The following is a 25430-nucleotide window of genomic DNA, read 5'->3' as shown; positions in this document are numbered from 1 at the left end:
GACCGGATCACTCCATCTCGGACCTTCCCCCCGGAGCCGCCGTGGAAGATCAGCTGAAGTTCCGCCCGGCCGCCTCAGGCGCCGGTTATCTGCGCAACCCGGTGCGCCTGCCCGGAGTCACCTGCGCGATCTGCGCCACCCCGAGCGAGGGATACGACCGGTGCTTCAGATGCGCCCGCCACCGGGAGACCGAGGGGACAGCCGACCTCGTCGCGCCGCTGACCTACGCGGTCGCGGGGGAGCAATCGGGCTACGTGATGCGCGGATACAAGGCGCCGAGCCCGGTGGGGGCGCACTACTCGGTCGTCGCCGGCCTGCTGCGGGCCGGACTGCACGCGCACGGCTCCTGCCCTGGCCGGCTGGTCGGCCATCCCGTCACGCACTGGGCGTCAGTGCCCTCCCTGCCGGCCAAGCCGGGCGAGCACCCACTGCACGCCATCGTGCGCGCTGCCGCGCCCGGCCGGGAGGCCGCGCTGGAGGCGGCGGAAGTGGGCGGAGAGGGGGCACGGGCCCTCTCCGCGGCGCATTTCCGGGTGGCCGGACGGCTGACCGGCGGCGCGCACGTCCTGCTGGTGGACGACACCTGGGTGAGCGGCGGGCACGCGCAGTCCGCGGCGCTCGCCCTGCGCGCGGCAGGGGCCGGGCAGGTGTCCATCATGGTCGCCGCGCGCTGGATCAAGCCCGATCGCGCCCACCGGGAGTTCCTCGACGCCCTCCCGGACCACGATCCGCGGCGCTGCCCGTGGACGGGCGGCGCCTGCCCGGGAGAAGCGGTCCCCGCGCCGCGGCGAGCGCCGGAGGAAGCGCCACCCTTCTAAGCCCGCCCGCCCCTCGGGCGGGGTGGCGCTGGCGCATCAAGGGCGGGAGGGAAGGGAAGGTTCGGGATAACCGGGGAAATCGGGGAGAGATGGTGGAGTTGAGTGATGATGCGCGGGACGTGTTCTTCACCATGACCCGCGGGTGTCGGTGGGGGTGCTGGATCCGGAGGATCCGTTTCCCCTGGTGAGCGTCTCGGGGGCGGCGGTACTGGAAACGGAGGGGGCTGACGAGATCTTCCGGGAGCTGGCGATCAAGTACGTGGGGTCGGCCGCCAACGCGATCTCGGAGCCCGGCGAGGTGCGGTTGATGGTATGGGTCGTGGCCGAGCACATCATCCGGTAGGCCCGGGGGTTCGTTGGGGGAGGTGATGGTCGTCTTGCCGGTCGGGCGGGTAGGAGTATCGGGATAACGGGCAGATCTTGGGGATGGGCCGGACCTTCCGGCTCTTGTCGTGTTGATCTGGAGGAGTCGTGGGCATTCGGTTCAACCCATCCCGTGGGGCCACCTTGGGGGTCGAGTGGGAGCTTCAGCTTGTCGACGGCGGTTCGCGGCTTTTGCGGCAGGACGCGGGGGAGCTGCTGGGGGACGTGCCGGAGTTGAGCGAGGGGAAGTTCACGAAGGTCCGGCATGAGCTGATGGAGTCGACGGTCGAGATCGTCACGGACCCGTGCTTCACCGTCCAGGAGATCACCGCCGACCTCGGGGCGACGATCGGGCGGCTCAAGGAGGCGGCCAAGCCCCGGGGGATCGAGCTGGCGTGCACGGGCAGCCACGCGATCAGCGACTGGCGGGACGCGGTGATGGCGCCGATCGCCCGCTACCACGAGCTGGTCGAGGAGATGCAGTGGTTGGTCCGGCGGATCCAGACGTTCGGCGTGCACGTGCACGTGGGGGTCACCGATCAGGACAAGGCGATCCCGATCATCAACGCGCTGTCCCGGTATCTCCCGCATTTCCTTGCGCTGACCGCTTCCAGCCCCTTCTGGAACGCCGACGACACGGGCCTGGCCTCCGCCCGCTCGATCATCTTCGGCGACCTCCCGACGGCCGGGCCGCCGCACTCGCTGAGCGACTGGCCGGAGTTCGAGGGCTACATGGACACCTTGCTGCGCGCCGGGACGATCAGGTCGATCAAGGAAGTCTGGTGGGATATCAGGCCCCATCCCGACTTCGGCACTGTTGAGATCCGCATGTTCGATGGAATCCCGACAATGCGGGAGGTAGCGATGGTCACGGCGCTCTGCCAGGCCCTCGTCACGCTTTTCGAGCAGCAAATCGATCGCGGATATGCGCTTCCGCGCCCGGCGGCCTGGGTTGTCCGTGATAATAAATGGCGAGCGACCCGATACGGGCTCGACGCCATCATCATCACTGATGACTACGGACGTACCGCGCCGCTACGTGACGACCTCTACGAACTCGCCTCAGAGCTGGCGCCCGTGGCCGAACGCCTCGGATGCACAGAGCAGCTGAAGGTGGTCGGCGAAGTCCTCGAACACGGCGCCTCCTACGAGCGCCAGCGCGCGATCCGCGACGAGGGCGGCAGCCTGGAGGACGTCGTGACAGCCACGATCATGGAGTTCGACGAGAACAGGTTCGTCGGGCCTCGGGAGGTCGTCCATGCAGGGACGACCTGACGAGGAGCCCTCCGGGCCCGACGACGACTCCGTCGACTCCGTCATGCCTGAGGGGGAGCACATGACGCAGCTTCATCCAGGGGTGATGCCGTCCCTGGAACGACCGGTCAACGAAGGCCCCGACCTGAGCGGTCACCTGGAGGCCTACCTCGACCGGCACGCCGACGCCCTCGTCGGCTTCCGCCGCGACCTGCACATGCACCCCGAGCTCGGATTCACCGAGTACCGCACCACCGCCCGCCTCGTCGAGCAGCTGAAGGAGGCGGGGCTGGAGCCCCGCGTGCTGCCCAAGGGCACCGGCGTGATCTGCGACATCGGGCCGGCCGACGGGCCGACCATCGCGCTGCGCGCCGACATCGACGCCCTGCCGCTGCCGGACGAGAAGACCGTCCCCTACGCATCGACGGTGCCCGGTATCAGCCACGCGTGCGGCCATGACGTGCACACCACGGTCGTGCTCGGCGCGGGGCTCTTCCTCGCCGAACAGGCCGCGCGGGGTCTGCTGCCCGGCCGGGTGCGGCTGCTGTTCCAGCCCGCCGAGGAGAACCCCGGGGGCGCGCTCGACGTGATCGCCGCGGGCGGGCTCGTCGGCGTGGACCGGATCTTCGGCCTGCACTGCGAGCCGCGGTTCGAGGTGGGCGAGCTCGGTGTCCGGCCGGGTCCGATCACCGCGGCCTGCGACAAGGTGTTCGTCAAGGTCACCGGCCCCGGCGGGCACACCGCCCGGCCGCACCTGACGGCCGACCTCGTGTACGCGCTCGCCAAGATCGTCACGGAGCTGCCCGCGGCGCTGTCGCGCCGGGTGGACCCGCGCTCCAGCCTCAGCCTCGTGTGGGGCAGGATGAACGCGGGCTCGGTCGCCAACGCCATCCCCGACCAGGGCCTGGCCGAGGGGACCGTCCGCTGCCTCGACGACGAGGCCTGGCACCGCGCCCCTGATCTCATGCGCGCGCTGCTCGACTCCGTGGCCGGCGCGTACGACGTCGAGGCCTCGCTGGAGTACGTGCGCGGCGTCCCGCCGACCGTCAACGACCAGGCGAGCGTGCAGATGTTCCGGGACGCGGGCTCGGCGGTGCTCGGCCACGACAAGGTCGTGACGGCCCCGCAGAGCCTCGGCGGCGACGACTTCGGCTACTACGTGGAGGCGGTGCCCGGCGCGTACGGCCGCCTCGGCGTCCGCACTCCCGGCAAGCCCGAGTACGACCTGCACCGGGGTGACTTCGACGTCGACGAGGGCTGTATCCCGGTCGGCGTCCGCATCCTCGTCTCCACGGTGCTGACGGCCCTGTGCGATGTCCCGCGCGCCACGGTCCCCGACGACCTGGAGTCGGCCGGGGCCTGACCGCCCGGTTGCGCCGCCCTCAAGGGGCGGCGCTCAGCTGCGGTAGAGCGTTATGTCGTCGCAGCCTCCGGTGCCGGGGAGGACCCGCCAGCAGTAGAGGCGGGCGGTGGTCTGGTTCCCGGTCTTGAACGTGGCGCTCACCCGGGTCCAGCCCTTGTGGCCGGAGCTGCCGGCCTTCGGGTCGCCGCCGTAGTCCTTGGCACCGACGTAGGTCCGGCCGCCGTTGGCCGTCACCCATCCGGCGACGGTGTAGGCGGTGTTCGGCTTGAGGCCCGTCACGACGAGTTCGACGGCGGCGTCATAGCCTGCCCCGGGCTTGAGCAGGACTGCCTTGCCGCCCGAGTGGGACTTCTTCGGACCGAGGAAGTCCACCGCGCGCGGCTGCCACTGGCCGAAGCCGTTCTCGAAGCCGCCGTTGCCGATGAGGTTCTTCTTCGGCTTGGGCTTCGGCTTGGGCGCGGGCGCCTGCACCGTCGGTTTGGGCTTCGGTCCGGGCGAGCCGCCGTTCTCGGCCTCCTCGCCCGCGGCGAGGGTGGGGGACGCGGTGGTCGGCTCGACCACCGGGCTGGGCGTGGCGGGGACGCCGGGCTTGGCGACCGTCGCGTCGGCGGAGTCGTCGCCGAGCTGGGTCGCCGCGATCACTCCGGCGAGCGCGGCGACCACGGCGGCGGAGGCGGCGACGGCGACGAGCGCGCCGCGCCGCTTCCTGCGCGGCTCAGGGCCCGCGACGATCAGGCCCGCGTCCCACGGCTGCCACGCCTCCCCGGAAGGTGCGGGAGCAGCGGGCGGCAAGGGGTGCGCGGGCGCGGCCTGGAACGCCGCGGGGTCGCTCACCGTCGCGTAGGCGGCGGTCGCGGCCTGCGGTTCGGCCCGAGTGGCGAACGGGTCGGCGGTGGTGGCGAACGGGTCTGTCGTGGTGGCGAACGGGTCGGTGGGGCCGGCGAACGCGGGCAGCGGCTGCACGGTCGTCGCGGCGGCCTCGGGCAGCTGCTGAACCGTGGTCGCGGCGGCCTCCGGCAGGGGCTGGACGGTCGTCGCGGCGGGTTCGGCGGCGAAGCTCGCGGGGCCCTCGGCGGGCGGGAGCCCGGTCGCCTCCTGCGCGTTGCGGGCGGCGGCGGCAGCCGCGGCGAGGTCGTCGGTGCTGGGCGCGGCCTGCTCGCGCGGCGCGGCGGCCTCGGCGAGCAGTGCGGCCGCGGTGACGACGCCCGGTTGCTCCGTCTTGGCGGCCTTCACCAGGGACGGCCCCGGTTCGGCGGGAGCCTGCGGTGCGGGCGGCGCCGTCAGAGGGTCCCCGCTCTGGTGCGGCGCGGCGGCGGCCTTCATGAGCGAGGGCCGCTCGACGGCCTCGCCGGCGCCGAACGCCGCGGGCTGCGCGGGCGCCTCGGGTTCGGGCCCACCCGGCGCGGCGAGCGGGGGCTGTGCGGCGTAAGGGTTCTCTGCGGCGACGGGGGCCGCGGCAGAGAACGTGCCCTGCGCGGCGAACGGGGACTGTGCGGCGAACGGGGACGCCGGGGCCTGCGCCGCGAACGGGGCCTGCATGGCGGCAGGGGGCTGGGCGGCGGCGACGGGCTCGGTGAGCGGGGAGGAGCCGAAGGCCGACGGGGGCGCGGGCGGCAGGGTCGGCGGGCTGACGGGCTGCAGGAGGGCCGCGGCGGCCGGGGGAGTGTCCCCCGCACAGGCCTCGACCTGGGCGGCCAGCCGGGGCGTGAGCGCCTCGGCGGAACCCGCGGCGAAGACGACCAGCGCGGCCCACGCCCGGAGGTCGGCGGCGAAGGCCGCGCCGTCCGCGGGGGTCATGCCGAAGTCGGTGACGACGGCGCCCGAGCCGGTCAGGAAGACGTTGGCCGGGGTGAGCGCGCCGTGCGCGATGCCGTGCGCGTGCAGCCCGGCCAGCGCGGTGGCGGTCTCGGCGGCCAGCCGCTCCACGTCGGGCGCGCCGAGCGGGAGCTCGGCCTCGGCGAGGAGGGTGCCCTCGACGTAGTCGGACATCAGGTACGGCCGCGCGCCGACCAGGCCCGTCGCGCGGGCCTTGGCCGTGTGCGGGACGTCGACGGCGACGAGTGCCTCCATGGCCCGCTGGAAGCCCTCCCAGACGGCAGGGTCCTCCGTCAGGTGCGCGTGCAGGAGCTTGACGGCGACCTCTCCGCCGTCCTGCCTGCGGCCGAGGAAGACGACGCCGCGGGGGCCCGAGCCGAGCCGCCCGCTCAGCCAGAGCCCGCCGACGAGCCCAGGATCGCCGGGTTCGAAGGGTCGCATGGGAGATTCACCTCGGGGGGCAGCAACACGATCTAGGTCGCCCCAACCTAGCGCAGATCGGGATAACCGGGCTTGACGATCCCGTTGATGATCTCCAACCGGCCGTCGAAGTCGATGAACGCCGATTTCACGGCGTTGAGCGTGAACCAGCGAATGTCCTCCCAACCGTAGCCGAAGGCCTCGCTGAGCTTCAGGAACTCCTCCGAGAGGGTCGTGCCGCTCATCAGCCGGTTGTCTGTGTTCACCGTCACACGGAAACGGAGCCGGCTGAGCAGCCCGATGGGGTGTTCGGCGAGCGAGGCGGCGGCCCCGGTCTGGAGATTGGACGTGGGGCACATCTCCAACGGGATCCGCTTGTCCCGGACGTAGTGGGCGAGCCTCCCCAGTTCGGTCTTCTCCCCGGACGTCATGATGTCGTCGATGATCCGGACTCCGTGGCCCAGCCTGTCGGCCCCGCACCACTGGATGGCCTGCCAGATCGAGGGGAGCCCGAACGCCTCCCCGGCGTGGATGGTGAAATGGGCGTTCTCCCGCTGGAGGTACTCGAACGCGTCGAGGTGCCGGGTCGGCGGGTTGCCCGCCTCGGCCCCGGCGATGTCGAACCCGGCGACGCCCCTGTCGCGGTACCGCACGGCGAGTTCGGCGATCTCGCGGCTGCGGGCCTGATGGCGCATGGCGGTGAGCAGGGACCGCATCCGGATCCCGTGGTCGCGGCCGCCGTCGGCGAAGCCCGCGCTGACGGCCTCGACCACCTCGTCCAGCGAGAGCCCGCCGAGGAGGTGCTGTTCGGGCGCGTACCGGACCTCGGCGTAGACGATCCCGTCGTTCGCGAGGTCCTCGGCGCACTCGTAGGCGACCCGGTGGAGGGCGTCGGCCGTCTGCATCACCGCGACGGTGTGCGAGAACGTCTCCAGGTAGCGCTCCAGGGAGCCGCTGTCGGCGGAGGCGCGGAACCAGGCGCGCAGCGCCTCGGGGTCCTGCTCGGGCAGCCCGGTGTAGCCGTAGCGGTCGGCGAGTTCGACGACCGTCGCGGGGCGCAGGCCGCCGTCGAGGTGGTCGTGCAGGAGGACCTTGGGCACGCGGCGGATCTCCGCGAGCGTCGGCAGCACGGTGGTGGTCACGGCACGATCCTCTCGATGATCAGCGGCAGCAGCCGCGGCACGCCGTCCGGGACGATCTCGCAGGCGTCGTCCAGGGCCTGGAGCGCGCGTTCGAAGCGCGCGGGCTCGTCGGCGTGCAGGGTGAACAGCGGAGTCCCCGCGTCGACGCGGTCGCCGGGGACCGCGTGCCACGTGATCCCGGCTCCCGCGCTGACCGGATCCTCCTTGCGGGCCCGTCCCGCGCCCAGCCGCCACGCCGCGACCCCGACGGACAGGGCGTCGAGCCTGGTCAGCACGCCGGTGGCGGGGGAGGTGACGGTGTGCGTCTCGCGGGCGGTGGGCAGGGGCGCGTCGGGGTCGCCGCCCTGCGCGATGATCATGCGCCGCCAGTGGTCCATCGCGGTGCCGTCGCGCAGCGCGTCGGCCGGGTCCTTGCCGTAGATCCCCGCGGCGGCGAGCATCTCGCGGCCGAGCGCGACGGTCAGCTCGACGACGTCGGCGGGCCCGCCTCCGGCGAGCACCTCCAGCGACTCGGCGACCTCGAGGGCGTTGCCCGCGGTGCGGCCGAGCGGCCGGTCCATCGCGGTGAGCAGCGCGACGGTGTCGACTCCGGCGTCCGCGCCGAGCTCCACCATCGTGCGGGCCAGCTCGCGCGCCTGCTCGGGGGTCTTCATGAACGCGCCCGAGCCGCACTTGACGTCGAGGACCAGCGCGGAGGTCCCCTCGGCGATCTTCTTGGACATGATCGAGGAGGCGATGAGCGGGATCGACTCGACGGTCCCGGTGACGTCGCGCAGCGCGTACAGCTTCCGGTCGGCGGGTGCGAGGCCCTCGCCGGCGGCGCAGATGACGGCTCCCGCCTCGCGCAGCACGGTGAGCATCTCGGCGTTGGACAGCCGGGCCCTCCAGCCGGGGATGGACTCCAGCTTGTCCAGCGTTCCGCCGGTGTGCCCGAGGCCCCGGCCGGAGAGCTGCGGCACGGCGGCTCCGCAGGCGGCGACGGCAGGCGACAGCGGCAGCGTGATCTTGTCGCCGACGCCCCCGGTGGAGTGCTTGTCGGTGGTCGGCCGGTCGAGGGCGCTCCAGTCCATGCGCTCGCCGCTGCGGATCATGGCCTTGGTCCAGTCGGAGATCTCGCGCCGGTTCATCCCGTTGAGCAGGACCGCCATGTTCAGCGCCGACATCTGCTCGTCGGCGACGACGCCGGACGTGTAGTTCCCGATCACCCAGTCGATCTGGGCCGTACTGAGCTCCCCGCCGTCTCGCTTGGTGACGATCACGTCGATGACGTCCATCGCTGCCCCCCTTCAGTGGGTCCGCCCGCCCCCGTGGGGGGTCACACGTATGACTATAGCCCGCCCGCGCTGACTCTCCGTGGAGTCGCGGCACCGGGCGTGCGGTGGGCGCGAATCGTTTTTTAAGTTCTGGTTACAGATATTCGGGGCCGAAGGCATCCGGAAGGTAGTCCGAGAGCGGGCGGACGCCTGTGGTCGTCTCCAACTGGAGGGACCCGCCGCCGTGTTCGTGCAGGAGTTGACGGCAGCGGCCACAGGGGGTCAGGGGACCGCCCTCGCGGTCGACGACGCTCACGGCGAGCAACCGGGGCGGTGAGGTGAAGGAGAGGTCCGAAGGGGCTCCTGCGCCGTACAAAGCCGATACCAGACTGCATTCGGCGCACAGGGTCATCCCGAGTGAAGCGTTCTCGACATTACTGCCCGTGACGATCCTGCCGTCAGAAGTCAAGGCCGCGGCGCCCACCGGGAAGTGCGAGTAGGGGCAGTAGGCACGGTGCATCGCGGCGGTGGCGGCGGCCCGCAGCGCGGGCCAGTCGATCATGGTCATGCGGGTGAGGGTAGTCCGTGGGGGCAGGTCAGAGGGGACTCGCTTTCTTACGCTTTGCTGGTTATCGTTGCCGTCACACGTATGACGATATCCATGACCCGATCACGGCTGTTGCGTAACGGTATGCCCACAAGTTGCACGGGGATGTCGACTGTTACGGCCACGGACGGTGAACCTGTGGGTATCGACAAGGCCAGGCAACGGTTGCCGTGGCTCGGACGAATCTGGAGGCATAAGTGTCCAAGGGGATCCGGCTCGCTGCCGGTCTGGCTGGTCTCGCCCTGCTGGTGTCGGCCTGCGGCGAGGCCCCCGACGAGACCAAGGACAGCGCCGCGCCCGGCGCGGGTCCGCTCTCGTGCATGGTCACCGACACCGGCGGCATCGACGACCGCTCGTTCAACGCCGCGGCCTGGAAGGGCATGCAGGCCGGGGCCACCGCCACCAAGGGCAAGGCCGAGTACATCGCCTCCACGAGCGAGAACGACTACATCCCGAACATCAGCCAGCTCGTCACCAAGGGCTGCGACACCATCGTCACCGTCGGCGGCCTGATGGGCGACGCCACCACCGAGGCGGCCAAGGCCAACCCGGACCAGCAGTTCGCGATCGTCGACTCGCCGTCCGTCGCCGGCCAGAAGATCTTCGGCATGGAGTTCAACACCGCGCAGAGCTCCTTCCAGGCCGGCTACCTCGCCGCCGCCACGTCCAAGACGGGCAAGGTCGCGACCTTCGGCGGGCTCAACATCCCGCCCGTCGTCATCTTCATGGACGGCTTCTACGAGGGCGTCAAGTACTTCAACGAGAAGAAGGGCAAGAAGGTCGAGGTCCTCGGCTGGGACCCGGCCAACCCCAAGAGCGGCTCCATCGCCGGTGACTTCGGCGACCAGGCCAAGGGCAAGAGCATCTCCGCCGGCTTCATCGAGCAGGGCGCGGACGTCATCTTCCCCGTCGCGGGCGGCACCGGCCTCGGCGCCGCGGCGGCGGCCAAGGAGTCCGGCGGCAAGGTCAGCGTGATCTGGGTCGACTCCGACGGCTGCGAGTCCGCCTCCGAGTACTGCAGCGTCTTCCTCACCTCGGTGCTGAAGAACGTCGCGGGCGCCGTCGAAGAGGCCGTCACCGAGTCGGCCGCCGGCCCGCTCAGCGGCTCCTACCTCGGCACCCTGGAGAACGGCGGCACCGGTCTCGCCCCGTTCCACGAGTTCGAGAGCAAGGTCCCGGCCGACGTCGTGGCCGAGCTCGACCAGATCAAGGCCGACATCGCCTCCGGCGCCATCAAGATCGCCTCGACGAACCAGCCCGCGGCGTCCTGACCGTCCCGGTCCGTCCGGGGGCGTGCCGACCACGCCCCCGGTCGGGCCACACTTGAACGTCCCGCCCCTCAGTCCCGGAAGAGGTGTCCAGGGTGGCTCTTGAACTCAGGGGCATCACCAAGCGCTTCGGCTCCCTGGTGGCCAACGACGCGATCGACCTGGAGATCACCCCCGGGGAGATCCACTGCCTGCTCGGCGAGAACGGCGCGGGCAAGTCGACCCTGATGAACATCCTCTACGGGCTCTACCAGCCCGACGAGGGCCAGATCCTCGTCGACGGCGAACCGCTCGCCCTCGACGGACCCCGCTCGGCCATCAACGCCGGGATCGGGATGGTGCACCAGCACTTCATGCTCGTCCCCGTCTTCACCGTCGCCGACAACGTCATGCTCGGCGACGAGCGCACCAAGGGCGGGCTGCTCGACCGGAAGACCGCTCGCGCCCACGTCCGCGACGTCTCGGCCAGGTACGGCCTCGAAGTCGACCCCGACGCGATCGTCGGCGACCTGCCCGTCGGCATCCAGCAGCGGGTCGAGATCATCAAGGCGCTCACCCGCGACGCCCGCTTCCTCATCCTTGACGAGCCGACCGCGGTCCTCACCCCGCAGGAGACCGAGGAGCTGTTCACCGTCATGCGCAGGCTGCGCGAGGCGGGCACGGCCATCGTCTTCATCACCCACAAGCTCAAAGAGGTCAGGGCGATCGCCGACCGGATCACCGTGATCCGGCGCGGGGCGGTCGTGGGGACCGCGCTGCCTTCGGCCTCGGAGAGCGAACTCGCCTCCTTGATGGTCGGCCGCGAGGTCCGCCTCCGCGTGGACAAGGAGCCCGTGCAGAACACCGGCGAGCCTCCCGCGTTCTCCGTGCGCGGCCTGACCGTCCGGAACGCCGCGGGCCAGGCCGTCGTCGACGGGATCGACCTCGACATCGCGCCCGGAGAGATCCTCGGCGTCGCCGGAGTGCAGGGCAACGGGCAGACCGAACTCGCCCAGGCCGTCCTCGGGCTCCTCGAACCGGAAGCGGGGTCCATCACCCTCGACGGGGCCGAACTCGTCGGGAAGGCGCCCCGCGACAGGCTGCGCGCCGGGCTCGGCTTCGTCCCCGAGGACCGCTCCCACGACGGGCTCGTCGGCGGGGCCAGCGTCGCGGAGAACCTCGTGCTCGACCTCTATGACCGGGCCCCGTTCGGCCGCCGCGGCTCCATGGACGTCGGCGCGGTCCGCCGCAACGCGCGCGAACGGGTCGAGGAGTTCGACATCCGGACAACCTCCATCGACACCCACGTCACCCACCTTTCCGGTGGTAACCAGCAGAAGGTGGTCGTCGCGCGGGAGATGTCCCGGCCGCTGCGCATGCTGCTGGTCTCCCAGCCGACCCGCGGCGTCGACGTCGGCGCGATGGAGTTCATCCACAAGCGGATCGTCCGCGAACGCGACCAGGGCCGCCCCGTCCTGGTGATCTCCACCGAACTCGACGAGATCTTCGCGCTGGCCGACCGGATCGCCGTCATGTACCGGGGAAGGATCATGGCGATCGTGCCGCCCGAGACGTCCGCGGAGACCATCGGCCTGCTGATGGCCGGAGCCCACCCAGAGACCGCCGACGAGACCGCAGCCCCCGGGGAGGCCGCCGATGAGTGAGAAGGAACCCCCGGCGAAGGACGCGCGACGCTCGCCGTGGCGCAGGATCGTCGACGAGATGGTCGACGGCGTCGGCTGGCTCACCACGCTGCTGTCGGTCGTGCTCGCGATGGCCTGCGGCGCGGTGCTCATCGTCCTGTCCGACCCCGAGGTGCGCGGCACGTTCACGTACTTCTTCTCCCGCCCCGGCGACGCGCTCAGCGCCTCGTGGGACGCGGTGTGGACCGCCTACACGGCCCTGTTCACCGGCGCGATCTGGAACCCCGAGCGGTCCTGGAACGCCGCGACCGCGCTCGGCCCGCTCAGCGAGACCCTCACCGAGGCGACCCCGCTGCTGCTCGGCGGCCTCGCGATCGGTCTCGCGTTCAAGGCGGGGCTGTTCAACATCGGCGGCCAGGGCCAGCTCATCATCGGCGCGATCTGCGCGAACTACGTCGGCTTCACCGTCACCGGGCCGCCCGGCGTCGCGATCGTCACGGCGGTCATCGCGGGCGTCTTCGGCGGCGCGCTGTACGGCGGGATCGTCGGACTCCTCAAGGCCCGGACCGGCGCGCACGAGGTGATCGTGACGATCATGCTCAACCACATCGCCGCGGCCTTCCTCGTCTGGACCATCACCACCGAGCTCTTCCGCAACCCCGACCGCAACGACGCGGTGTCCCGGTCGGTGTCGGACAACGCGCTGCTGCCCCGGCTCCTGTCCTGGCTGCCGGACGGGGCGGGCATGCGCGTCAACTTCGGCCTGTTCCTCGCCGCCGCCGCCGTCCTCTTCTGCTGGTGGCTGCTGAACCGCTCGACCCTCGGGTTCGAGCTGCGCGCGGTCGGCTCGAACGCCGCGGCGGCGCGCACCGCGGGCATGAGCGTCGGCAAGGCCCAGATCCTCGCGATGGTGATCTCCGGCGGGCTCATGGGCGTCGTCGGCGCCACCCAGGTCCTCGGCACCACCAACGCCTCGCACGCGCTCACCGCGCAGATCGACGCGGGCCTCGGCTTCACCGCGATCACCGTCGCCCTCCTGGGCCGCGCCTCGCCCGTGGGCACGGTCTTCGCCGCACTCCTCTTCGGCGCCCTCCAGGCCGGAGGCCGCGCCATGCAGGGCCAGGCGGGCGTCTCCATCGAGATCGTCGGCGTCATCCAGGCCCTCATCGTCCTGTTCGTCGCCGCCCCGCCCCTGGTCCGCGGCCTCTTCCGCCTCCGCGGCGGCACCGCCCCCGAGGCAGCCCTCGCATCGAAGGGATGGAACGGTTGACCGCCACAGTTCTTGCTCCAGAGAACCTCGCGCCTGTCGCGGACGCCCGGGCCCGGCGGGGGAGGCTGGTCGGCGGGGTCGCGATGATCGCGGTCGCGCTGTACGGGCTCTGGGCCTTCGGGCTCGGGAGCCGGACGGACGGGACGGACACGACGTTCGTCCTCAACCTGTCGGACGCCACCGGGCTCACCGTGCCCGACCTGACGTTCCCGTCCGCGCCCGTCGCGATCGTGCTGTGCGTCCTCGCCGCGCTGTGCGGGGTGGCGCGGATCGCGGTGGACCTGCCGAAGCGGTGGAACGCGGTAGTGCTCGGGCTGTTCTTCCTGCTCTACATCACCGCGTTCATCACGTGGTCGGCGGCGGCCAAGAGCATCAACATCGCCTCCGTGCTCGACGCGACGGTCATCGCCGCGGTGCCGCTCGTGCTGGGCGCGCTCGCGGGCGTGCTCGGCGAGCGGTCCGGCGTCATCAACGTCGCCATCGAAGGGCAGTTCCTGCTGGGCGCGTGCCTCGCGGTGTTCGTCGCGTCGGTCTCCGGGTCGCTGCTGTGGGGGCTCGTCGCGGGCGTGCTCATCGGCGGGCTGTTCGGGCTGCTCCTCGCGGTGTTCGCGCAGCGCTACCTCGTCGAACAGGTCGTCCTCGGCGTCGTCCTGACGATGCTGGCGACCGGCCTGACCGGGTTCTTCTACGAGCGCGTCATGCAGACGAACCCGGAGAAGTACAACAAGGCGATGGCCTTCCCACCGGTCAAGATCCCGCTGCTGGCGGAACTGCCGGTGATCGGGCCCGTCCTGTTCCACCAGAACGTCCTGTTCTACGCGACGATCGTGCTGATCGCCGCCGTCCACGTCGTGCTGTTCCGGACCCGGTGGGGGCTGCGCACCCGGGCCGTCGGCGAGCACCCGACGGCGGCCGACACCGTCGGCGTCAACGTCATTCGGACCCGCTACCTCAACATGTTCGCCGGCGGCCTCATCGCGGGCCTCGGCGGCGTCTGGCTGACCATCGGCACGAACATCTCCTTCAACAAGGACATGGCCTCCGGCAAGGGCTTCATCGCCCTCGCCGCCGTCATCTTCGGCCGCTGGTCCCCGATCGGCGCCCTCTGGGCCGCCCTCCTCTTCGGCTTCGCCGGCGGCTTCTCCGACGCCATCCAGCTCACCCAGATCCCCGTCCCCACCGACTTCCTCCGCATGCTCCCCTACCTGGCCACGATCTTCGCCGTCGCGGGCCTCGTCGGCTACGTCCGGGCTCCCGCCGCAGACGGCCAGCCGTATGTGAAGTCGTAGCCGCGCGGGAGCCTTCCGGGGCGGCCCAAGGCAGGGGAATGCCGACGCAAAGATGCGTCGGCATTCCCGTTGATGCCGGGCGAACCTCCGGTGCCCGATTCGGCGACGGCCCCGAAGGCCGCGGAGCAGGGGTGTAAGCAGGGTGCTCCTGACTACTGCGAGTGACGGGGAGGGTTCATGTTCCGAGCCGGTGCGATGGCTTTCGGGATGGCGGTCGCGGGGTTGGCGGCCGCCGGAGGCGGGGCGGCGGGGGCCGCGGCGCCGTGTGCCGTCGGGACCTGGACGATGACGGCGCAGAGCGTCGTCTTCGAGGGGACGTTCGAGGAGAAGGAGGTCACGACGACGCACGAGGGTTCCACCGGGACCCGGATGATCATTGGGCCGAAGACCGTGACGCTCGACTTCGCGAAGGCGACGAGGCAGAACATCTCGTTCGGATACGACGGGTCGGGCGGGTACGAGATCTACCGGGGCTCCTTCACGGCGGGCCTGACGCGCACCGGCAACACCAAGGGCAAGTTCACCATCGCGAACAGGACCGCCAAGGGCGACGCCACGGCCACCTACACCCAGACCACGCCCGCGATGGCCGAGGGCATCACCTACGACGTCGACGAGCCGCTCAGGACCGCCACGAAGCCCAGCCGCTACTGGGACTCCCTCGCGGTCACCAGGGGCGACTACACCTGCTCCAAGAAGACGTTCAAGATCACCCGCAGGACCAGCGGCGACTCGGGCGGCTTCGTCCACACGGGCACCTTCAACTACACCTTCGCCCGCGCCTGACGGCTCGGCCCAGGGCCCGGCCTCGTCCGGGGCCGGGCGTCGTTCTGACCGGGTCCCGCCCGGCCGGGCTCTGTCCGCTCGGGCTCCCGGGGCCGGGCGGGGCCGGATCGCGCCCGGCCGTCGATAGCCTGGTGCGATGAAGGTGTTCAGGTCCCGGACCGGTCGGGTGCTCGGCTGGGTGTGGCTGGTGTTCGCGGCGGTCAACTTCGTGGACCTGGCGCTGCGCGGCCGCGACAAGGCGTCCCTCGTGGTCACGGCGGTCCTGCTGCTGACCTGCGGCATCGCCTACGTGGTCGGCCTGCGCCCCCGCGTGCGCGGCGACGAGACCGGCGTCACCGTGGACAATCCCTTCAGGACCACCGCCATCCCGTGGCGGGCCGTGCGCAGGATCGGCACCGGCCGCACGCTGTTCTTCGAGTACGGCGAAGCCCGCGTCGAGTCCTGGGCGGTCCAGGTGTCCGCCCGCAAGGCCGCCGCGGCCTCCCGCGCCAAGCCCGAGGACCTCGCCTCCCGCACCCCGGTCACCTTCGCCGCGCAGGAGCTCGAAGAACTCCGTGCCGCGGCCCCCGCCATTCCCGGGACCGAAGCCCGCTCCACCTGGTCCGTCCCGGCCCTGGCCGCCGTCCTCGCCCCCCTCGCCCTCCTGGTGATCACCGCCCTCGTCTGACACCCGATCGCCCCCGGGCGCAGCGCACGCCCACGTCGCCCAGAACGTTCAGCGCGAACGCGCGCCCCACACCAGCCGCCGCAACGCGCCCTTCCGCACGACGAGAAGACCCGCCCCAGGATTCTTCGAGTCCCGCACACCGACCGAATCGCCCAAGCCCATGAGCTCCACGCAGTTGCCGATGGAGTCGCTCCTTGAGCTCTTACGCCACGGTGCCGGCTCGGGTTCGCTGTTCATCCCGCCTCCATGATCTTGCGTATCAGTGCAGCGGACTCACGGGTCGAGAGCGCTTCGCCTCTGGCGAGATCGTGGAGCACGCTGAGATCCCGAACCTCGTCGGGCGAGGTGAAGGACTGCCCCTTGCCCGCGCTTCCCTCCATATAGGCGGTGCTCGGCTTGCTGTCAAAGTGGAGAATCTGGAAACCTGCCGGGTGGAAGACCAGCGCGTCGCGGGGTAGCACTTGAACGCAGATGTTCGCGCGACCGCCCAAGGCGAGCAGCCGCTCGCACTGTTCCACTCGGACGGCCGCGGGCAGATCGCGGATCACCGCCTCCCTGATCACGAGGATCACGACGGGCGGTTCTTCCTTCTCGAACAGTTTCTGGCGTTCCATTCGTATGGAGACGAGTTCGTCCACGCGGTCGGCTCGTGGTCCGGCCTCGATGACCAGCCTCGCATACGCCTCCGTCTGGAAAAGCGCTGTGATCAGCATCGGCTCGTAAATCCAGATCTTCCGGGCGTCCGGCTCTGCCTCGATGAGTGGAAGGACACCGCGTGGGATGAGACTGCGCCGACGAGCGTCCGTCATCTCCGTCCAGAGGCGGTGAAAGGTGCCTTCTGTCGGGAAGAAGCTGTCTAGGTCGCCTGCGAGGGGCTCGGAGGGCGGGCGTTCCAGGGTCTCGACCTTGTCGAGCCACTGGCGGGTGCAGCCGAGCGCGTCGGCCAGTTTGGCGCGTGACAGCCCGGCGTTCTCGCGCCGGGCCCTCAGTTCGTTCACGAAAGCACGCTGAAAGCTCGCTGCCTCGGCGTTGCTGCTCACCGCCGCTCCTTCCCCTGCAGGTCAGCGCTGGGTGCGGGCCGAGGTGCCTTTGGGTGCAGGGCATTTTCCGTGCCCGTTCCCGCAGCGCCGCGAGCCCGATGATCGTCCGTTTGTTCGCCTGACGTCCTTTTCGCGATCTGTCGGCGCGGTCGGACGGCGGCGCGAAAGGCCCCCAAATCGGATGCACCTTGTTTCTGGGTGCCGGTGTGGGTGCGTCGACGGGTGCATCCGGTAGTACCAAGGTGCGTAGCCGACAGTAACCCCGTCATGTCAATGTCGTCACCGAAACCGCCGATAAACGCCGAGGAGCAGGCATGACGCCCGATCTCACCGAACTCCAGCAGCGCCACCCCGACTGGATGATCCGTCCCAATCCCCGGAGCGCGCTCGTCATCGCCACCCGGCGCGACCGCTACCACCTCACCGCGCACGAACTCGGGGCGGGGCTCGCCATGACCCTCATCGAGGAGACCCCCGAAGCCCTTGCCGCGTCTCTCGCCGCCCAATCCCGGATCGAGCGGCGGACATGCTGAGAGCCCTGTACGACACCCTCACGGCGACTCCCGGCGCGCTGGCCGGAACCGTCGCCCTCACGACGATGGCCTTGGGCGTTTTCGCAGCCCTGGCGACCGTCCTTTACGAGGACTTCCAGCCCAAGGGCCGCCACCACCGCCTTTGACCGCGTCTCGGACGGGCGTACCGTGCGGTACCCGCGGTGCCCTTCCCGCTCACGCGCACCCGCCGCTCATCGGCCCACCGCGCGTGTGGGGCGGAGCAGGCCGTGGCCGCGCCGGTCGGACTTGCCGCCCGTCGGGTCAGTACGCCGAGTCGACCGTGAGGCGGTTCGCCGCCTCCTGGATGCTGCCCGAGAGGGACGGGTAGACGGTGAAGGTGTGGGCGAGCTGGTCGACCGTCAGGTGCTGCTGGACGGCGACCGCGAGGGTCATGATCAGTTCGCTGGCGCGGGGGGCGACGATGACGCCGCCGAGGACGATGCCCGTGGAGCGGCGGCAGAAGAGCTTGATGAAGCCGTCCTCGAAGCCCTGCATCTTGGCGCGGGCGTTCGTGTCGAGGGGGAGCATCACGGTGCGGGCGTCGACCTCGCAGTTGTCGACCATCGCCTGGGTGACGCCGACCGCGGCGACCTCGGGGTCGGTGAAGATGTTGGAGCTGACCCAGCCGAGCTTCAGCGGCTGGACCGCCTCGCCGAGCGCGTGCCAGACCGCGATGCGGCCCTGCATCGCCGCGACGGACGCGAGCGCGAGGATGCCCGTGCAGTCGCCGGCCGCGTAGATGTTCGGCACCGAGGTGCGCGAGACCTTGTCGGTCTCGACGTAGCCGCCGCGCCCGAGCTTCACCCCGGCGGCCTCAAGGCCGATCCCGCGGGTGTTGGGCACCATGCCGACCGTCATCAGGCAGTGCGAGCCGTGCACCTTGCGGCCGTCCTCAAGGGTGACGATCACGCCGTCGCCGGAACGCTCCACCGCGCCCGCGCGCGAGCGGCCCATGACGTTCATGCCGCGCCGCCGGTAGACCTCTTCGAGCACCGAGGCGGCCTCGGCGTCCTGCGACGGGAGGATGCGGTCGCGAGAAGAGACCAAAGTCACCTTCGAGCCGAGGCTGAGGTAGGCGCCCGCGAACTCCGCTCCGGTGACGCCGGAGCCGACCACGATCAGCTCCTCGGGCAGTTCCGGCAGGTCGTAGAGCTGGCGCCAGGTGAGGATGCGCTCGCCGTCGGGCTCGGCGCCGGGCAGGACGCGGGGGGTCGCGCCGGTGGCGACGATGATCACGTCGGCCTCGATGCGGCGGTCGCCGACGACGACGGTGCGGGGCCCGTCGAGCCTGCCCTCGCCGCGGACGATCTTGACCTCCTCGTAGCCGAGGCGGTCGGCCACGTCGAAGGACTGGGCACGGGCGAGGTCCTTCACCCGCTTGTTGATCAGCGCGAGGTCCGCCTTGACGCCGCCGACCTCGCCGTCGCCGCCGCCGTCGAAGTTCACCCCGAGGGCGCCCGACTCGCTCAGCACCGACATCCGCACGGACGTCGCGATCAGCGTCTTGGACGGGACGCAGTCGTAGAGCACGCTGGCTCCGCCGGGCCCGTCCTTCTCGATCACGGTCACGTCGGCGCCGAGTCGCGCCGCGACCAGCGCGGCCTCGTAGCCGCCCGGCCCTCCACCCAGAATTACGATACGCGTGCTCACATCGCCCATTCTTTCCTAAGGTCGTCGATGGATGGGCCGGTAGTCTTGGTCAGCGTGGCTCTGTACGCGGCATACGCATCCAACATGGATCCCGAGCAGATGGCCTTGCGGGCCCCGCATTCGCCGCTGCGCGACACGGGCTGGCTCCAGGGCTGGCGCCTCACGTTCGGGGGTGAGGAGATCGGCTGGGACGGGGCCTTGGCGACGGTTGTCGAGGATCACACCTCCCAGGTCTTCGTGGCCCTCTACGACGTCCCGGAACTCGACGAGCAGGCGCTCGACACGTGGGAGGGGCACGAGCAGGGCCTCTACACGAAGATCCGGGTGCGGGTGCAGACCCTCTTCGGCGAGGAGCTCGCCTGGATCTACGTGCTCGACGCCTACGAAGGCGGCCTTCCGTCGGCGCGCTTCATCGGATTCATCGCGGACGCGGCCGAGAAGGCCGGCGCCCCGGAGATCTATGTGAAGGAACTACGCGAAAGGCCCTGCGACACGCTGGGCACCGAGCTGTAGGACGGAACAAACCAGGCATCCCCGGTCGGGGGAATTTGGGAGGTTCGGGCAGACCCCCCGAGCTGGCCGCGTGCGGTTCCGATCCCGCCCCTAGGCTGGGCGGGTGGAGAACAACCCCTATGCGCTCGCCGCCCGTGCCGCCGCCGAACTGACCGCGCGGACCTACCCGAAGTTCGACGTCGCCCTGGTGACGGGTTCGGGCTGGGTCCCGGCCGCCGACGCGCTCGGCGAGCCCGAGCACGAGATCGCGTTCACCGAGCTGCCGGGCTTCGCCGCGCCGGCCGTCGCGGGCCACGGCGGCAAGGTCAGGGCGCTGCGGGTGGGGGACAAGAACGTCCTGGTGTTCCTCGGCCGCACCCATCTGTACGAGGGGCGGGGCGTGGACCCGGTCGTCCACGGCGTCCGCACGGCGCTGGCCGCGGGCGTCACGACGGTGGTGCTCACCAACGCGGCCGGAGGGCTGCGCCCCGAGACGCAGTCCGTAGGCGACCCGGTGCTCATCGCCGACCACCTCAACCTCAGCGGGGCGAACCCGCTCACGGGCACGTCCTTCCTGGACCTCACGGAGGTCTACTCGAAGCGGCTGCGCGCCCTCGCCTTGGAGGCCGACCCCTCGCTCGCCGAAGGCGTCTACGCGGCTTTCCGCGGCCCCACGTACGAGACCCCCGCCGAGATCCGGATGCTGCGCACCCTGGGCGCCGACCTGATCGGCATGTCCACGGTCCTGGAGGCCATCGCGGCCCGCGAGGGCGGCGCGGAGGTCCTGGGCGTCTCCCTGGTGACGAACGTCGCGGCGGGCCTGTCGGACGCGCTGCTCGACCACGCCGAGGTGCTGGAGGCGGGCCGGGCCGCGGCGGGCCGGATGGGCGTGCTGCTGAAGACCGTGGTGGAGCGGCTGTGACCCTGCGCGAGCGGGCCCTGCTGTGGCTGGCCCAGGACCCCGATCCGGTGACGCGGGCCGAGCTCGAAGCGCTTCTGGACGACGACGCGGCCCTCGCCGACCGCTTCGGCGCGGTCCTGGAGTTCGGGACGGCGGGGCTGCGCGGCGCGCTCGGCGCGGGCCCGAACCGGATGAACCGGGTGACGGTCATGCGCGCGGCGGCGGGCCTCGGCGCGGTGCTCCCGCGCGGGGGCGGAGGGGTCGTCGTCGGGTACGACGCGCGGCACAACTCGGCGAGGTTCGCCGCCGACACCGCCGCGGTCCTTTCCGGGAGGGGGTTGCGCTGCCGAGTGCTCCCGCGGCCTCTGCCGACGCCCGTGCTGGCGTTCCTCGTGCGTCATCTGGGCGCGGACGCCGGGGTGATGGTGACGGCGAGCCACAACCCGCCGCAGGACAACGGCTACAAGGTCTACTGGTCGGACGGCTCCCAGATCGTGCCGCCGGTGGACGCAGAGATCGCCGCCGCCATCGCCGCCGTGGGACGGGTCGACGAACTCCCGCTAGGGGTGCCGCCCGAGCAGGCCCGCGAAGGAGACCCGACATGGGAGATCCTCGGCCCGGACGCCGAGGAGGCCTACCTGGCCGGGCTGCAAGGCTTGCCGCTGGGACGCTCCCGTGACGTCTCGATCGCTTACACGCCCCTGCACGGGGTGGGTGCGGAGACCTTGATCCGGGCGTTCCTCCGGGCCGGTTTCGCGGCCCCGTACACGGTGCCCGAGCAGTGCCTGCCGGATCCGGACTTCCCGACCGTCGCCTTCCCCAATCCGGAGGAGCCGGGCGCGATGGACCTGCTGGTCGCGCTCGCCGAGCGGACCGGCGCGGACCTGGCGATCGCCAACGACCCCGACGCCGACCGCTGCGCCGTGGCGGTCCCGCTCCCGGGCGGCGGCTGGCGGGCGCTCACCGGCGACGAGGTCGGCGGCCTCCTCGCCGAGTACGTGCTGAACGCGTTCCCGCCGCCGCAGGGCGGGTCCGAGGACCGGCTGGTCGCGACCACGATCGTGTCGTCCGCGCTGCTGGCGAAGATCGCCGAGGCCCACGGCGTGGACTCCGCCGAGACCCTCACGGGCTTCAAGTGGATCATGCGCGCCGATGGCGCGGAGACGGCAGGGCCAGGGCGGAACCTCGTCTACGGCTACGAGGAGGCGCTGGGCTACAGCGTCGGCGGGCCCGGCGGCCTCGTGGTGCGGGACAAGGACGGGATCGGCGCGGCCCTGGCCGTCGCGTCTCTCGCGGCCGAGGCGAAGGCCGAGGGCCGTACGCTGCTCGACCTCTTGGACGACCAGGCGCGCCGCTACGGGGTGCACGCGACGAGCCAGCTCTCGGTCCGCGTCCTGGACCGGGCGCTCATCGACGGCGCCGTCGCGGTCCTGCTCAAGTCGCCGCCCACCGCGCTGGGCGGACGGGCCGTCTTGGCGGTGGAGAACCTCGCCGAAGGGGTCGGGGGCCTTCCCCCGACGGATGGGCTGCGGCTCACCCTTGCCGGAGGCGCCCGGGTCGTCATCCGGCCCTCCGGAACGGAGCCGAAGCTGAAGTCCTACCTTGAGGTCGTCGTGCCCGTCACCGAGGGAGACGTCGCCGGAGCACGCGAAAGCGCCGCCGAGTCCCTGGTGTCCCTGCGGACGGACCTGGCGGCGCTCCTGCCCTAGCGGCTCAGGCGGCGACCATGAGTTCGGTGGGCTCGGCCTGCGGGGTGCGGCTGCGGCGCGGGATCACCAGCGCCGCCGCCGCGCCAACGGCGACGATCGCGGCGCCCGCCCACAGGGCAGGGATCAGGCCGTCGGTGAAGGCCTGGCCGGAGGTGTAGCCGCCCTGCCCGGCGAAGATCGCGGCGAGGCTCGCGACGCCGATCGCGCCGCCGAGTTCGCGCAGCGCGTTGTTCGCGCCGGACGCCATGCCCTGCTCCTCGGGCCGGACCGCGGCCATGACGATCCCGGCGGCGGGCGCGAAGTACAGGCCCATGCCGATGCCGCTGATGATCAGCGAGGGGAGCTGGGCCGCGTAGGAGACGTCCGGGGCCGCGACCAGGGCGAACAGGGCGAGCCCGAGGGCCTGGAGGGCGAGCCCCGCCGCGACGACGGGCCGCCCGCCGATCCGGTCCGACAGGATCCCCGCGATGGGCGCGGCGATCAGGGGCATCGCGGTCCAGGGCAGCATCCGCAGGCCCGCCTCGGTGGGCGAGTGCCCGAGGACGGTCTGGAGGAACTGGCTGAGCAGGAAGATCGAGCCGAACATCCCGACGAACATCAGAAGGCTCGCCGCGTTCATGGCGCTGAAGGCGCGCGACCGGAAGAGGCGCATCGGGAGCATCGGGTGCGGGGTGCGCAACTCCCACGCGACGAAGACGGCGAGGAGAAGCGGCCCGCAGATGAGCCCGGCGAGGACGGCCGCGCTGGTCCAGCCGTCGGCGTTGCCGCGGATGAGGGCGTACACGAGGGCGAAGAGCGCGGCGCTGGCGAGGAGCGTGCCGGTGATGTCGAGCCGGCCCGCCGGTTCGCGGGACTCGCGCAGCCGCAGGATCGCGAGCGGGACGAGGGCGACGCCCACGGGGACGTTGAGCCAGAAGATCCACTGCCAGGACAGGTGCTCGGTGAGGACGCCGCCGACGAGCGGCCCGCAGGCCACGGCGAGGCCGTTGATCGCGCCCCAGATCCCGAAGACGACGCCCCGGCGGTTCTCCGGGGTGACCGCGGTGAGCAGGGTGAGCGTCAGCGGCATCATGACCGCCGCGCCGACGCCCTGGACGGCCCGGGCGGCGATGAGCGCCTCGATGCCGGGGGCGAGGGCGGCCGCCGCGGAGGCCGCGGTGAACAGGGCGACGCCCGCGCCGAAGACCCGGCGGCGGCCGAACCTGTCGCCGAGCGCGGAGCCGAACAGCAGCAGGACGGCGAAGGTCAGCGTGTAGGAGTTGACGGTCCACTCCAGGTCCTCGAGGCCGCCGCCGAGGTCGGTGCGGATGGAGGGGAGGGCCGTGGTGACGACGAGGTTGTCGAGCGAGGCCATGAAGCCCGCGAGGCCGGTGATGACGAGGGTCCAGACGAGGGTCGCGCGTTCGCTGCGCATCTCAGCTCCTAGATAGTGATCAGTCACTAACTTTCTGGGCCGTCAGAGGGCGCTTCAGTCCTCTTCGGGGGGTCTTGCTGGGACTTGATGTGCTGGGACTTGATGTGAAGTGCGGAGGGTCAGTACTCGGTGCAGGACCAGATGCGGTCGTCCTGGGGGTAGCCCAGGGCGAACAGGGTGTTGATGAGCATGCCGTGGGCCATGAACGCGCCGGTGGCGGCGTCGTCGCCGGCGAGGATCACGCGGACCGTGTCGATGAGGTCGGTCCAGCCGGCGCGGATCGCCTCGCCGAACTCGGCGTCGCCGGCCTGGGTGGCCTGGAAGGCCGCGACCTGGGTCTGCATCTGCATCATGACGAGCTCGCCGTCGGCGATGAGATCCACGTAGACGGCCCCGAGCGCGTCCTTGACGCCCTCGATGTCGAGGTCCGGGCCCAGGCCCTCGGCCGCCGCCACGAACCTGTCACGCACCCTCTCGGCGCACCGCAGGGCGGCCGCGAGGAAGATGGCGCGCTTGTTGGGGAAGAGCCGGAACAGGTAGGGCTGCGAGACCCCGACCCGCTGGGCGATCGTCTCCGTCGACGTGCCCTCGTACCCGGTGCGGGCGAACTCCGTCAGTGCGGCGTTCACGACGCTCTCCCGCCGCTCGTCGGCGCTCATCCTCGGGCTCATAGGGGCAAAGTTAGTGGCTGATAACTAACTTCGCAACGCCGCCGGACCGCCCGGCCCGGCCGGATCCGGCCACGCCTCGCTCAGCGGCGGATCGACGTCGGGAACTCGCCGTACCAGGTGGCCTGGAGGAAGTAGTGCGTGAGGTAGCCGGACTCGACGGTGACCGGGATGTCCGAGCCTCGCGCCAGGCAGGCCACGGCCAGCAGGCCGAGCGCGAAGGAGCCCCGGGGCGACGAGGGGCGGCCGGCGTCTTCTGAGGTGTCGGTCCAGTGCTCGCGATGCGTCTCCAGAGCCCAGCCGAGGGTCTCGTTGAACCTGTCGGCGTCGCCGCGCAGCATGCGGTGGAGGAGGTCGATGGGCGGGTAGTCGACGCGCAGCGCGCGCCAGCGGGTCGCCTCGCGCAGCAGCTCGGGCTCGGTGGCCTTCATGGTCGCGGTCAGCTTCGGGATCAGCCCCGGCCCGCCCTGGAAGAGGATCTTGAGGGTGCCGACCCACTCCCAGACGTAGGCGTCGGGGTCCGCGCCGCCGCTGCGCAGGGTCTCCTCGGAGACCGCGCACAGGGCCGCGATCCGGTCGTTCTCGCGGCAGATGACGGCGTACCAGAGCGCCTCGACCCACTGGGAGGGGCCGAAGGCCAGGGGCTCGTCGGCGCGCAGCGTGATCTCGCGGCCGGCGATCAGATGCGTGACCGGCCGCCGGTCGCCGCCCGGCCCCGCCGCCGAGGCCACGTCGAAGAGGGCATGGCCGAGCTGCATCGCCGTGACGCACGCCTGCCACGACTCGAGCCCTCCGCCCCGCGGATCGCCGACGAGCCGGGCGGCCAGGACGGACTGGGCGATCCCGAACGCCAAGGGCAGGTCCCCGGGGTAGCGGTGCAGGGAGTCCAGGATCGCTTCCAGCTCGGCCTGGACGCCGTCGGGCTCCTGCGCGGGAAGGGGATGGCGTTCGATGACCACCGCAGGCTGCGTCATGGCTCCTCCTGCTCGTCGAGAGGGGTCGTGATGAACGGCGCCCGGAAGGATCATCGCGCAACGCCGCGTCAGAAAGGTCAGGGTTAGATCT

25 protein-coding genes are annotated in these 25430 nt (G+C 71.3%); 15 read left to right on the top strand and 10 right to left on the bottom strand.

The genetic code is table 11. The features are described from left to right. The first annotated feature begins 41 nt into the window (after positions 1-41). The 4 genes from ACYVOM_RS26675 to ACYVOM_RS26660 all read left to right on the top strand — a co-directional run bounded on the left by ACYVOM_RS26675 (position 42) and on the right by ACYVOM_RS26660 (position 3798). Entirely contained in the window at positions 42-818 is a 777-nt protein-coding gene (locus ACYVOM_RS26675) for a hypothetical protein (RefSeq protein WP_460306253.1), read from the top strand. Between the two features lie 184 nt (positions 819-1002). Then, positions 1003-1161 carry a hypothetical protein gene (locus ACYVOM_RS26670; protein ID WP_460306252.1) on the top strand — a complete coding sequence of 53 codons (159 nt, stop codon included), beginning with the start codon at positions 1003-1005 and terminating at the stop codon, positions 1159-1161. A gap of 128 nt (positions 1162-1289) precedes the next feature. Further along, a complete protein-coding gene (locus ACYVOM_RS26665) occupies positions 1290-2456 on the top strand; it encodes a glutamate--cysteine ligase (protein ID WP_460306251.1) in 1167 nt (388 codons plus the stop codon). Between the two features lie 61 nt (positions 2457-2517). Beyond that, on the top strand, positions 2518-3798 hold the full coding sequence (locus ACYVOM_RS26660; RefSeq protein WP_460306332.1) for an amidohydrolase: 1281 nt from the start codon (positions 2518-2520) through the stop codon (positions 3796-3798). A 33-nt stretch (positions 3799-3831) separates the two neighbouring features. On the opposite strand, the gene ACYVOM_RS26655 is transcribed toward ACYVOM_RS26660, so the two are convergent. From ACYVOM_RS26655 to ACYVOM_RS26640, 4 genes are all read right to left on the bottom strand, one after another. After that, on the bottom strand, positions 3832-6054 hold the full coding sequence (locus ACYVOM_RS26655; RefSeq protein ID WP_460306250.1) for a carbohydrate binding domain-containing protein: 2223 nt from the start codon (positions 6052-6054) through the stop codon (positions 3832-3834). A gap of 47 nt (positions 6055-6101) precedes the next feature. Continuing rightward, positions 6102-7175 carry an adenosine deaminase gene (locus ACYVOM_RS26650; protein WP_460306249.1) on the bottom strand — a complete coding sequence of 358 codons (1074 nt, stop codon included), beginning with the start codon at positions 7173-7175 and terminating at the stop codon, positions 6102-6104. Then, positions 7172-8449 carry a thymidine phosphorylase gene (locus ACYVOM_RS26645; protein ID WP_460306248.1) on the bottom strand — a complete coding sequence of 426 codons (1278 nt, stop codon included), beginning with the start codon at positions 8447-8449 and terminating at the stop codon, positions 7172-7174. The genes ACYVOM_RS26650 and ACYVOM_RS26645 overlap by 4 nt, the downstream gene beginning before the upstream one ends. A gap of 133 nt (positions 8450-8582) precedes the next feature. Further along, positions 8583-8996 carry a cytidine deaminase gene (locus tag ACYVOM_RS26640; protein WP_460306247.1) on the bottom strand — a complete coding sequence of 138 codons (414 nt, stop codon included), beginning with the start codon at positions 8994-8996 and terminating at the stop codon, positions 8583-8585. A 236-nt stretch (positions 8997-9232) separates the two neighbouring features. On the opposite strand from ACYVOM_RS26640, the gene ACYVOM_RS26635 reads away from it, so the two are divergent. From ACYVOM_RS26635 to ACYVOM_RS26610, 6 genes are all read left to right on the top strand, one after another. Further along, positions 9233-10306: a BMP family lipoprotein gene (locus ACYVOM_RS26635; RefSeq protein ID WP_460306246.1), complete on the top strand. Its 1074-nt coding sequence runs from the start codon at positions 9233-9235 to the stop codon at positions 10304-10306. A gap of 92 nt (positions 10307-10398) precedes the next feature. After that, positions 10399-11946, top strand: a complete 1548-nt coding sequence (locus ACYVOM_RS26630; protein ID WP_460306245.1) for an ABC transporter ATP-binding protein — start codon at positions 10399-10401, stop codon at positions 11944-11946. Next, positions 11939-13195, top strand: coding sequence for an ABC transporter permease (locus ACYVOM_RS26625; RefSeq protein ID WP_460306244.1), 1257 nt, complete (start codon positions 11939-11941; stop codon positions 13193-13195). The genes ACYVOM_RS26630 and ACYVOM_RS26625 overlap by 8 nt, the downstream gene beginning before the upstream one ends. After that, positions 13183-14484: an ABC transporter permease gene (locus ACYVOM_RS26620; RefSeq protein ID WP_460306243.1), complete on the top strand. Its 1302-nt coding sequence runs from the start codon at positions 13183-13185 to the stop codon at positions 14482-14484. The genes ACYVOM_RS26625 and ACYVOM_RS26620 overlap by 13 nt, the downstream gene beginning before the upstream one ends. Before the next feature lie 177 nt (positions 14485-14661). Then, positions 14662-15270: a hypothetical protein gene (locus ACYVOM_RS26615; protein ID WP_460306242.1), complete on the top strand. Its 609-nt coding sequence runs from the start codon at positions 14662-14664 to the stop codon at positions 15268-15270. A gap of 136 nt (positions 15271-15406) precedes the next feature. Further along, positions 15407-15937 (top strand): PH domain-containing protein, encoded by a 531-nt coding sequence (locus ACYVOM_RS26610; protein ID WP_460306241.1) that lies wholly within the window; start codon positions 15407-15409, stop codon positions 15935-15937. A 48-nt stretch (positions 15938-15985) separates the two neighbouring features. Here ACYVOM_RS26610 and ACYVOM_RS26605 read toward each other — a convergent pair whose 3' ends face one another. Both ACYVOM_RS26605 and ACYVOM_RS26600 read right to left on the bottom strand, forming a co-directional pair. After that, entirely contained in the window at positions 15986-16174 is a 189-nt protein-coding gene (locus tag ACYVOM_RS26605; RefSeq protein WP_460306240.1) for a DUF397 domain-containing protein, read from the bottom strand. After that, positions 16171-16977 carry a helix-turn-helix domain-containing protein gene (locus ACYVOM_RS26600; RefSeq protein WP_460306239.1) on the bottom strand — a complete coding sequence of 269 codons (807 nt, stop codon included), beginning with the start codon at positions 16975-16977 and terminating at the stop codon, positions 16171-16173. The genes ACYVOM_RS26605 and ACYVOM_RS26600 overlap by 4 nt, the downstream gene beginning before the upstream one ends. Before the next feature lie 314 nt (positions 16978-17291). Here ACYVOM_RS26600 and ACYVOM_RS26595 point away from each other — a divergent pair, with 314 nt between their 5' ends. Both ACYVOM_RS26595 and ACYVOM_RS26590 read left to right on the top strand, forming a co-directional pair. Continuing rightward, a complete protein-coding gene (locus tag ACYVOM_RS26595) occupies positions 17292-17510 on the top strand; it encodes a hypothetical protein (RefSeq protein WP_460306238.1) in 219 nt (72 codons plus the stop codon). Beyond that, positions 17504-17656 (top strand): hypothetical protein, encoded by a 153-nt coding sequence (locus ACYVOM_RS26590; protein WP_460306237.1) that lies wholly within the window; start codon positions 17504-17506, stop codon positions 17654-17656. Before ACYVOM_RS26595 ends, ACYVOM_RS26590 begins: the two co-directional genes overlap by 7 nt. A gap of 136 nt (positions 17657-17792) precedes the next feature. Here the strand turns inward: ACYVOM_RS26590 and ACYVOM_RS26585 are convergent, their stop codons facing one another. Then, positions 17793-19181, bottom strand: coding sequence for an NAD(P)H-quinone dehydrogenase (locus ACYVOM_RS26585; RefSeq protein WP_460306236.1), 1389 nt, complete (start codon positions 19179-19181; stop codon positions 17793-17795). A gap of 54 nt (positions 19182-19235) precedes the next feature. Here ACYVOM_RS26585 and ACYVOM_RS26580 point away from each other — a divergent pair, with 54 nt between their 5' ends. The 3 genes from ACYVOM_RS26580 to ACYVOM_RS26570 all read left to right on the top strand — a co-directional run bounded on the left by ACYVOM_RS26580 (position 19236) and on the right by ACYVOM_RS26570 (position 22283). Beyond that, on the top strand, positions 19236-19694 hold the full coding sequence (locus ACYVOM_RS26580) for a gamma-glutamylcyclotransferase (RefSeq protein ID WP_460306235.1): 459 nt from the start codon (positions 19236-19238) through the stop codon (positions 19692-19694). Positions 19695-19797: 103 nt separating this feature from the next. After that, a complete protein-coding gene (locus tag ACYVOM_RS26575) occupies positions 19798-20595 on the top strand; it encodes a purine-nucleoside phosphorylase (RefSeq protein WP_460306234.1) in 798 nt (265 codons plus the stop codon). Next, entirely contained in the window at positions 20592-22283 is a 1692-nt protein-coding gene (locus ACYVOM_RS26570) for a phospho-sugar mutase (RefSeq protein ID WP_460306233.1), read from the top strand. The genes ACYVOM_RS26575 and ACYVOM_RS26570 overlap by 4 nt, the downstream gene beginning before the upstream one ends. A gap of 4 nt (positions 22284-22287) precedes the next feature. Here the strand turns inward: ACYVOM_RS26570 and ACYVOM_RS26565 are convergent, their stop codons facing one another. From ACYVOM_RS26565 to ACYVOM_RS26555, 3 genes are all read right to left on the bottom strand, one after another. Then, a complete protein-coding gene (locus tag ACYVOM_RS26565; protein WP_460306232.1) occupies positions 22288-23697 on the bottom strand; it encodes a DHA2 family efflux MFS transporter permease subunit in 1410 nt (469 codons plus the stop codon). Positions 23698-23816: 119 nt separating this feature from the next. Continuing rightward, positions 23817-24368: a TetR/AcrR family transcriptional regulator gene (locus ACYVOM_RS26560; RefSeq protein ID WP_460306231.1), complete on the bottom strand. Its 552-nt coding sequence runs from the start codon at positions 24366-24368 to the stop codon at positions 23817-23819. Positions 24369-24448: 80 nt separating this feature from the next. Next, entirely contained in the window at positions 24449-25339 is an 891-nt protein-coding gene (locus tag ACYVOM_RS26555; protein WP_460306230.1) for an immunity 49 family protein, read from the bottom strand. Between the last annotated feature and the right edge of the window lie 91 nt (positions 25340-25430).

This window comes from Actinocorallia aurea (assembly GCF_054783995.1).
The sequence above is the reverse complement of the archived record's forward strand: the minus strand, read 5'-3'. Positions and strand labels throughout refer to the sequence as shown.

What these genes read in the sequence shown, in the direction of transcription:
- ACYVOM_RS26660 (WP_460306332.1), top strand. Translation starts at nt 2,518, where the DNA reads ATGACGCAGCTTCATCCAGGGGTGATGCCGTCCCTGGAACGACCGGTC.
- ACYVOM_RS26645 (WP_460306248.1), bottom strand. Translation starts at nt 8,449, where the DNA reads ATGGACGTCATCGACGTGATCGTCACCAAGCGAGACGGCGGGGAGCTC.
- ACYVOM_RS26620 (WP_460306243.1), top strand. Translation starts at nt 13,183, where the DNA reads ATGGAACGGTTGACCGCCACAGTTCTTGCTCCAGAGAACCTCGCGCCT.
- ACYVOM_RS26555 (WP_460306230.1), bottom strand. Translation starts at nt 25,339, where the DNA reads ATGACGCAGCCTGCGGTGGTCATCGAACGCCATCCCCTTCCCGCGCAG.
- ACYVOM_RS26640 (WP_460306247.1), bottom strand. Translation starts at nt 8,996, where the DNA reads ATGACCATGATCGACTGGCCCGCGCTGCGGGCCGCCGCCACCGCCGCG.
- ACYVOM_RS26565 (WP_460306232.1), bottom strand. Translation starts at nt 23,697, where the DNA reads ATGCGCAGCGAACGCGCGACCCTCGTCTGGACCCTCGTCATCACCGGC.
- ACYVOM_RS26560 (WP_460306231.1), bottom strand. Translation starts at nt 24,368, where the DNA reads ATGAGCCCGAGGATGAGCGCCGACGAGCGGCGGGAGAGCGTCGTGAAC.
- ACYVOM_RS26595 (WP_460306238.1), top strand. Translation starts at nt 17,292, where the DNA reads ATGACGCCCGATCTCACCGAACTCCAGCAGCGCCACCCCGACTGGATG.
- ACYVOM_RS26655 (WP_460306250.1), bottom strand. Translation starts at nt 6,054, where the DNA reads ATGCGACCCTTCGAACCCGGCGATCCTGGGCTCGTCGGCGGGCTCTGG.
- ACYVOM_RS26615 (WP_460306242.1), top strand. Translation starts at nt 14,662, where the DNA reads ATGTTCCGAGCCGGTGCGATGGCTTTCGGGATGGCGGTCGCGGGGTTG.
- ACYVOM_RS26605 (WP_460306240.1), bottom strand. Translation starts at nt 16,174, where the DNA reads ATGAACAGCGAACCCGAGCCGGCACCGTGGCGTAAGAGCTCAAGGAGC.
- ACYVOM_RS26610 (WP_460306241.1), top strand. Translation starts at nt 15,407, where the DNA reads ATGAAGGTGTTCAGGTCCCGGACCGGTCGGGTGCTCGGCTGGGTGTGG.
- ACYVOM_RS26590 (WP_460306237.1), top strand. Translation starts at nt 17,504, where the DNA reads ATGCTGAGAGCCCTGTACGACACCCTCACGGCGACTCCCGGCGCGCTG.
- ACYVOM_RS26625 (WP_460306244.1), top strand. Translation starts at nt 11,939, where the DNA reads ATGAGTGAGAAGGAACCCCCGGCGAAGGACGCGCGACGCTCGCCGTGG.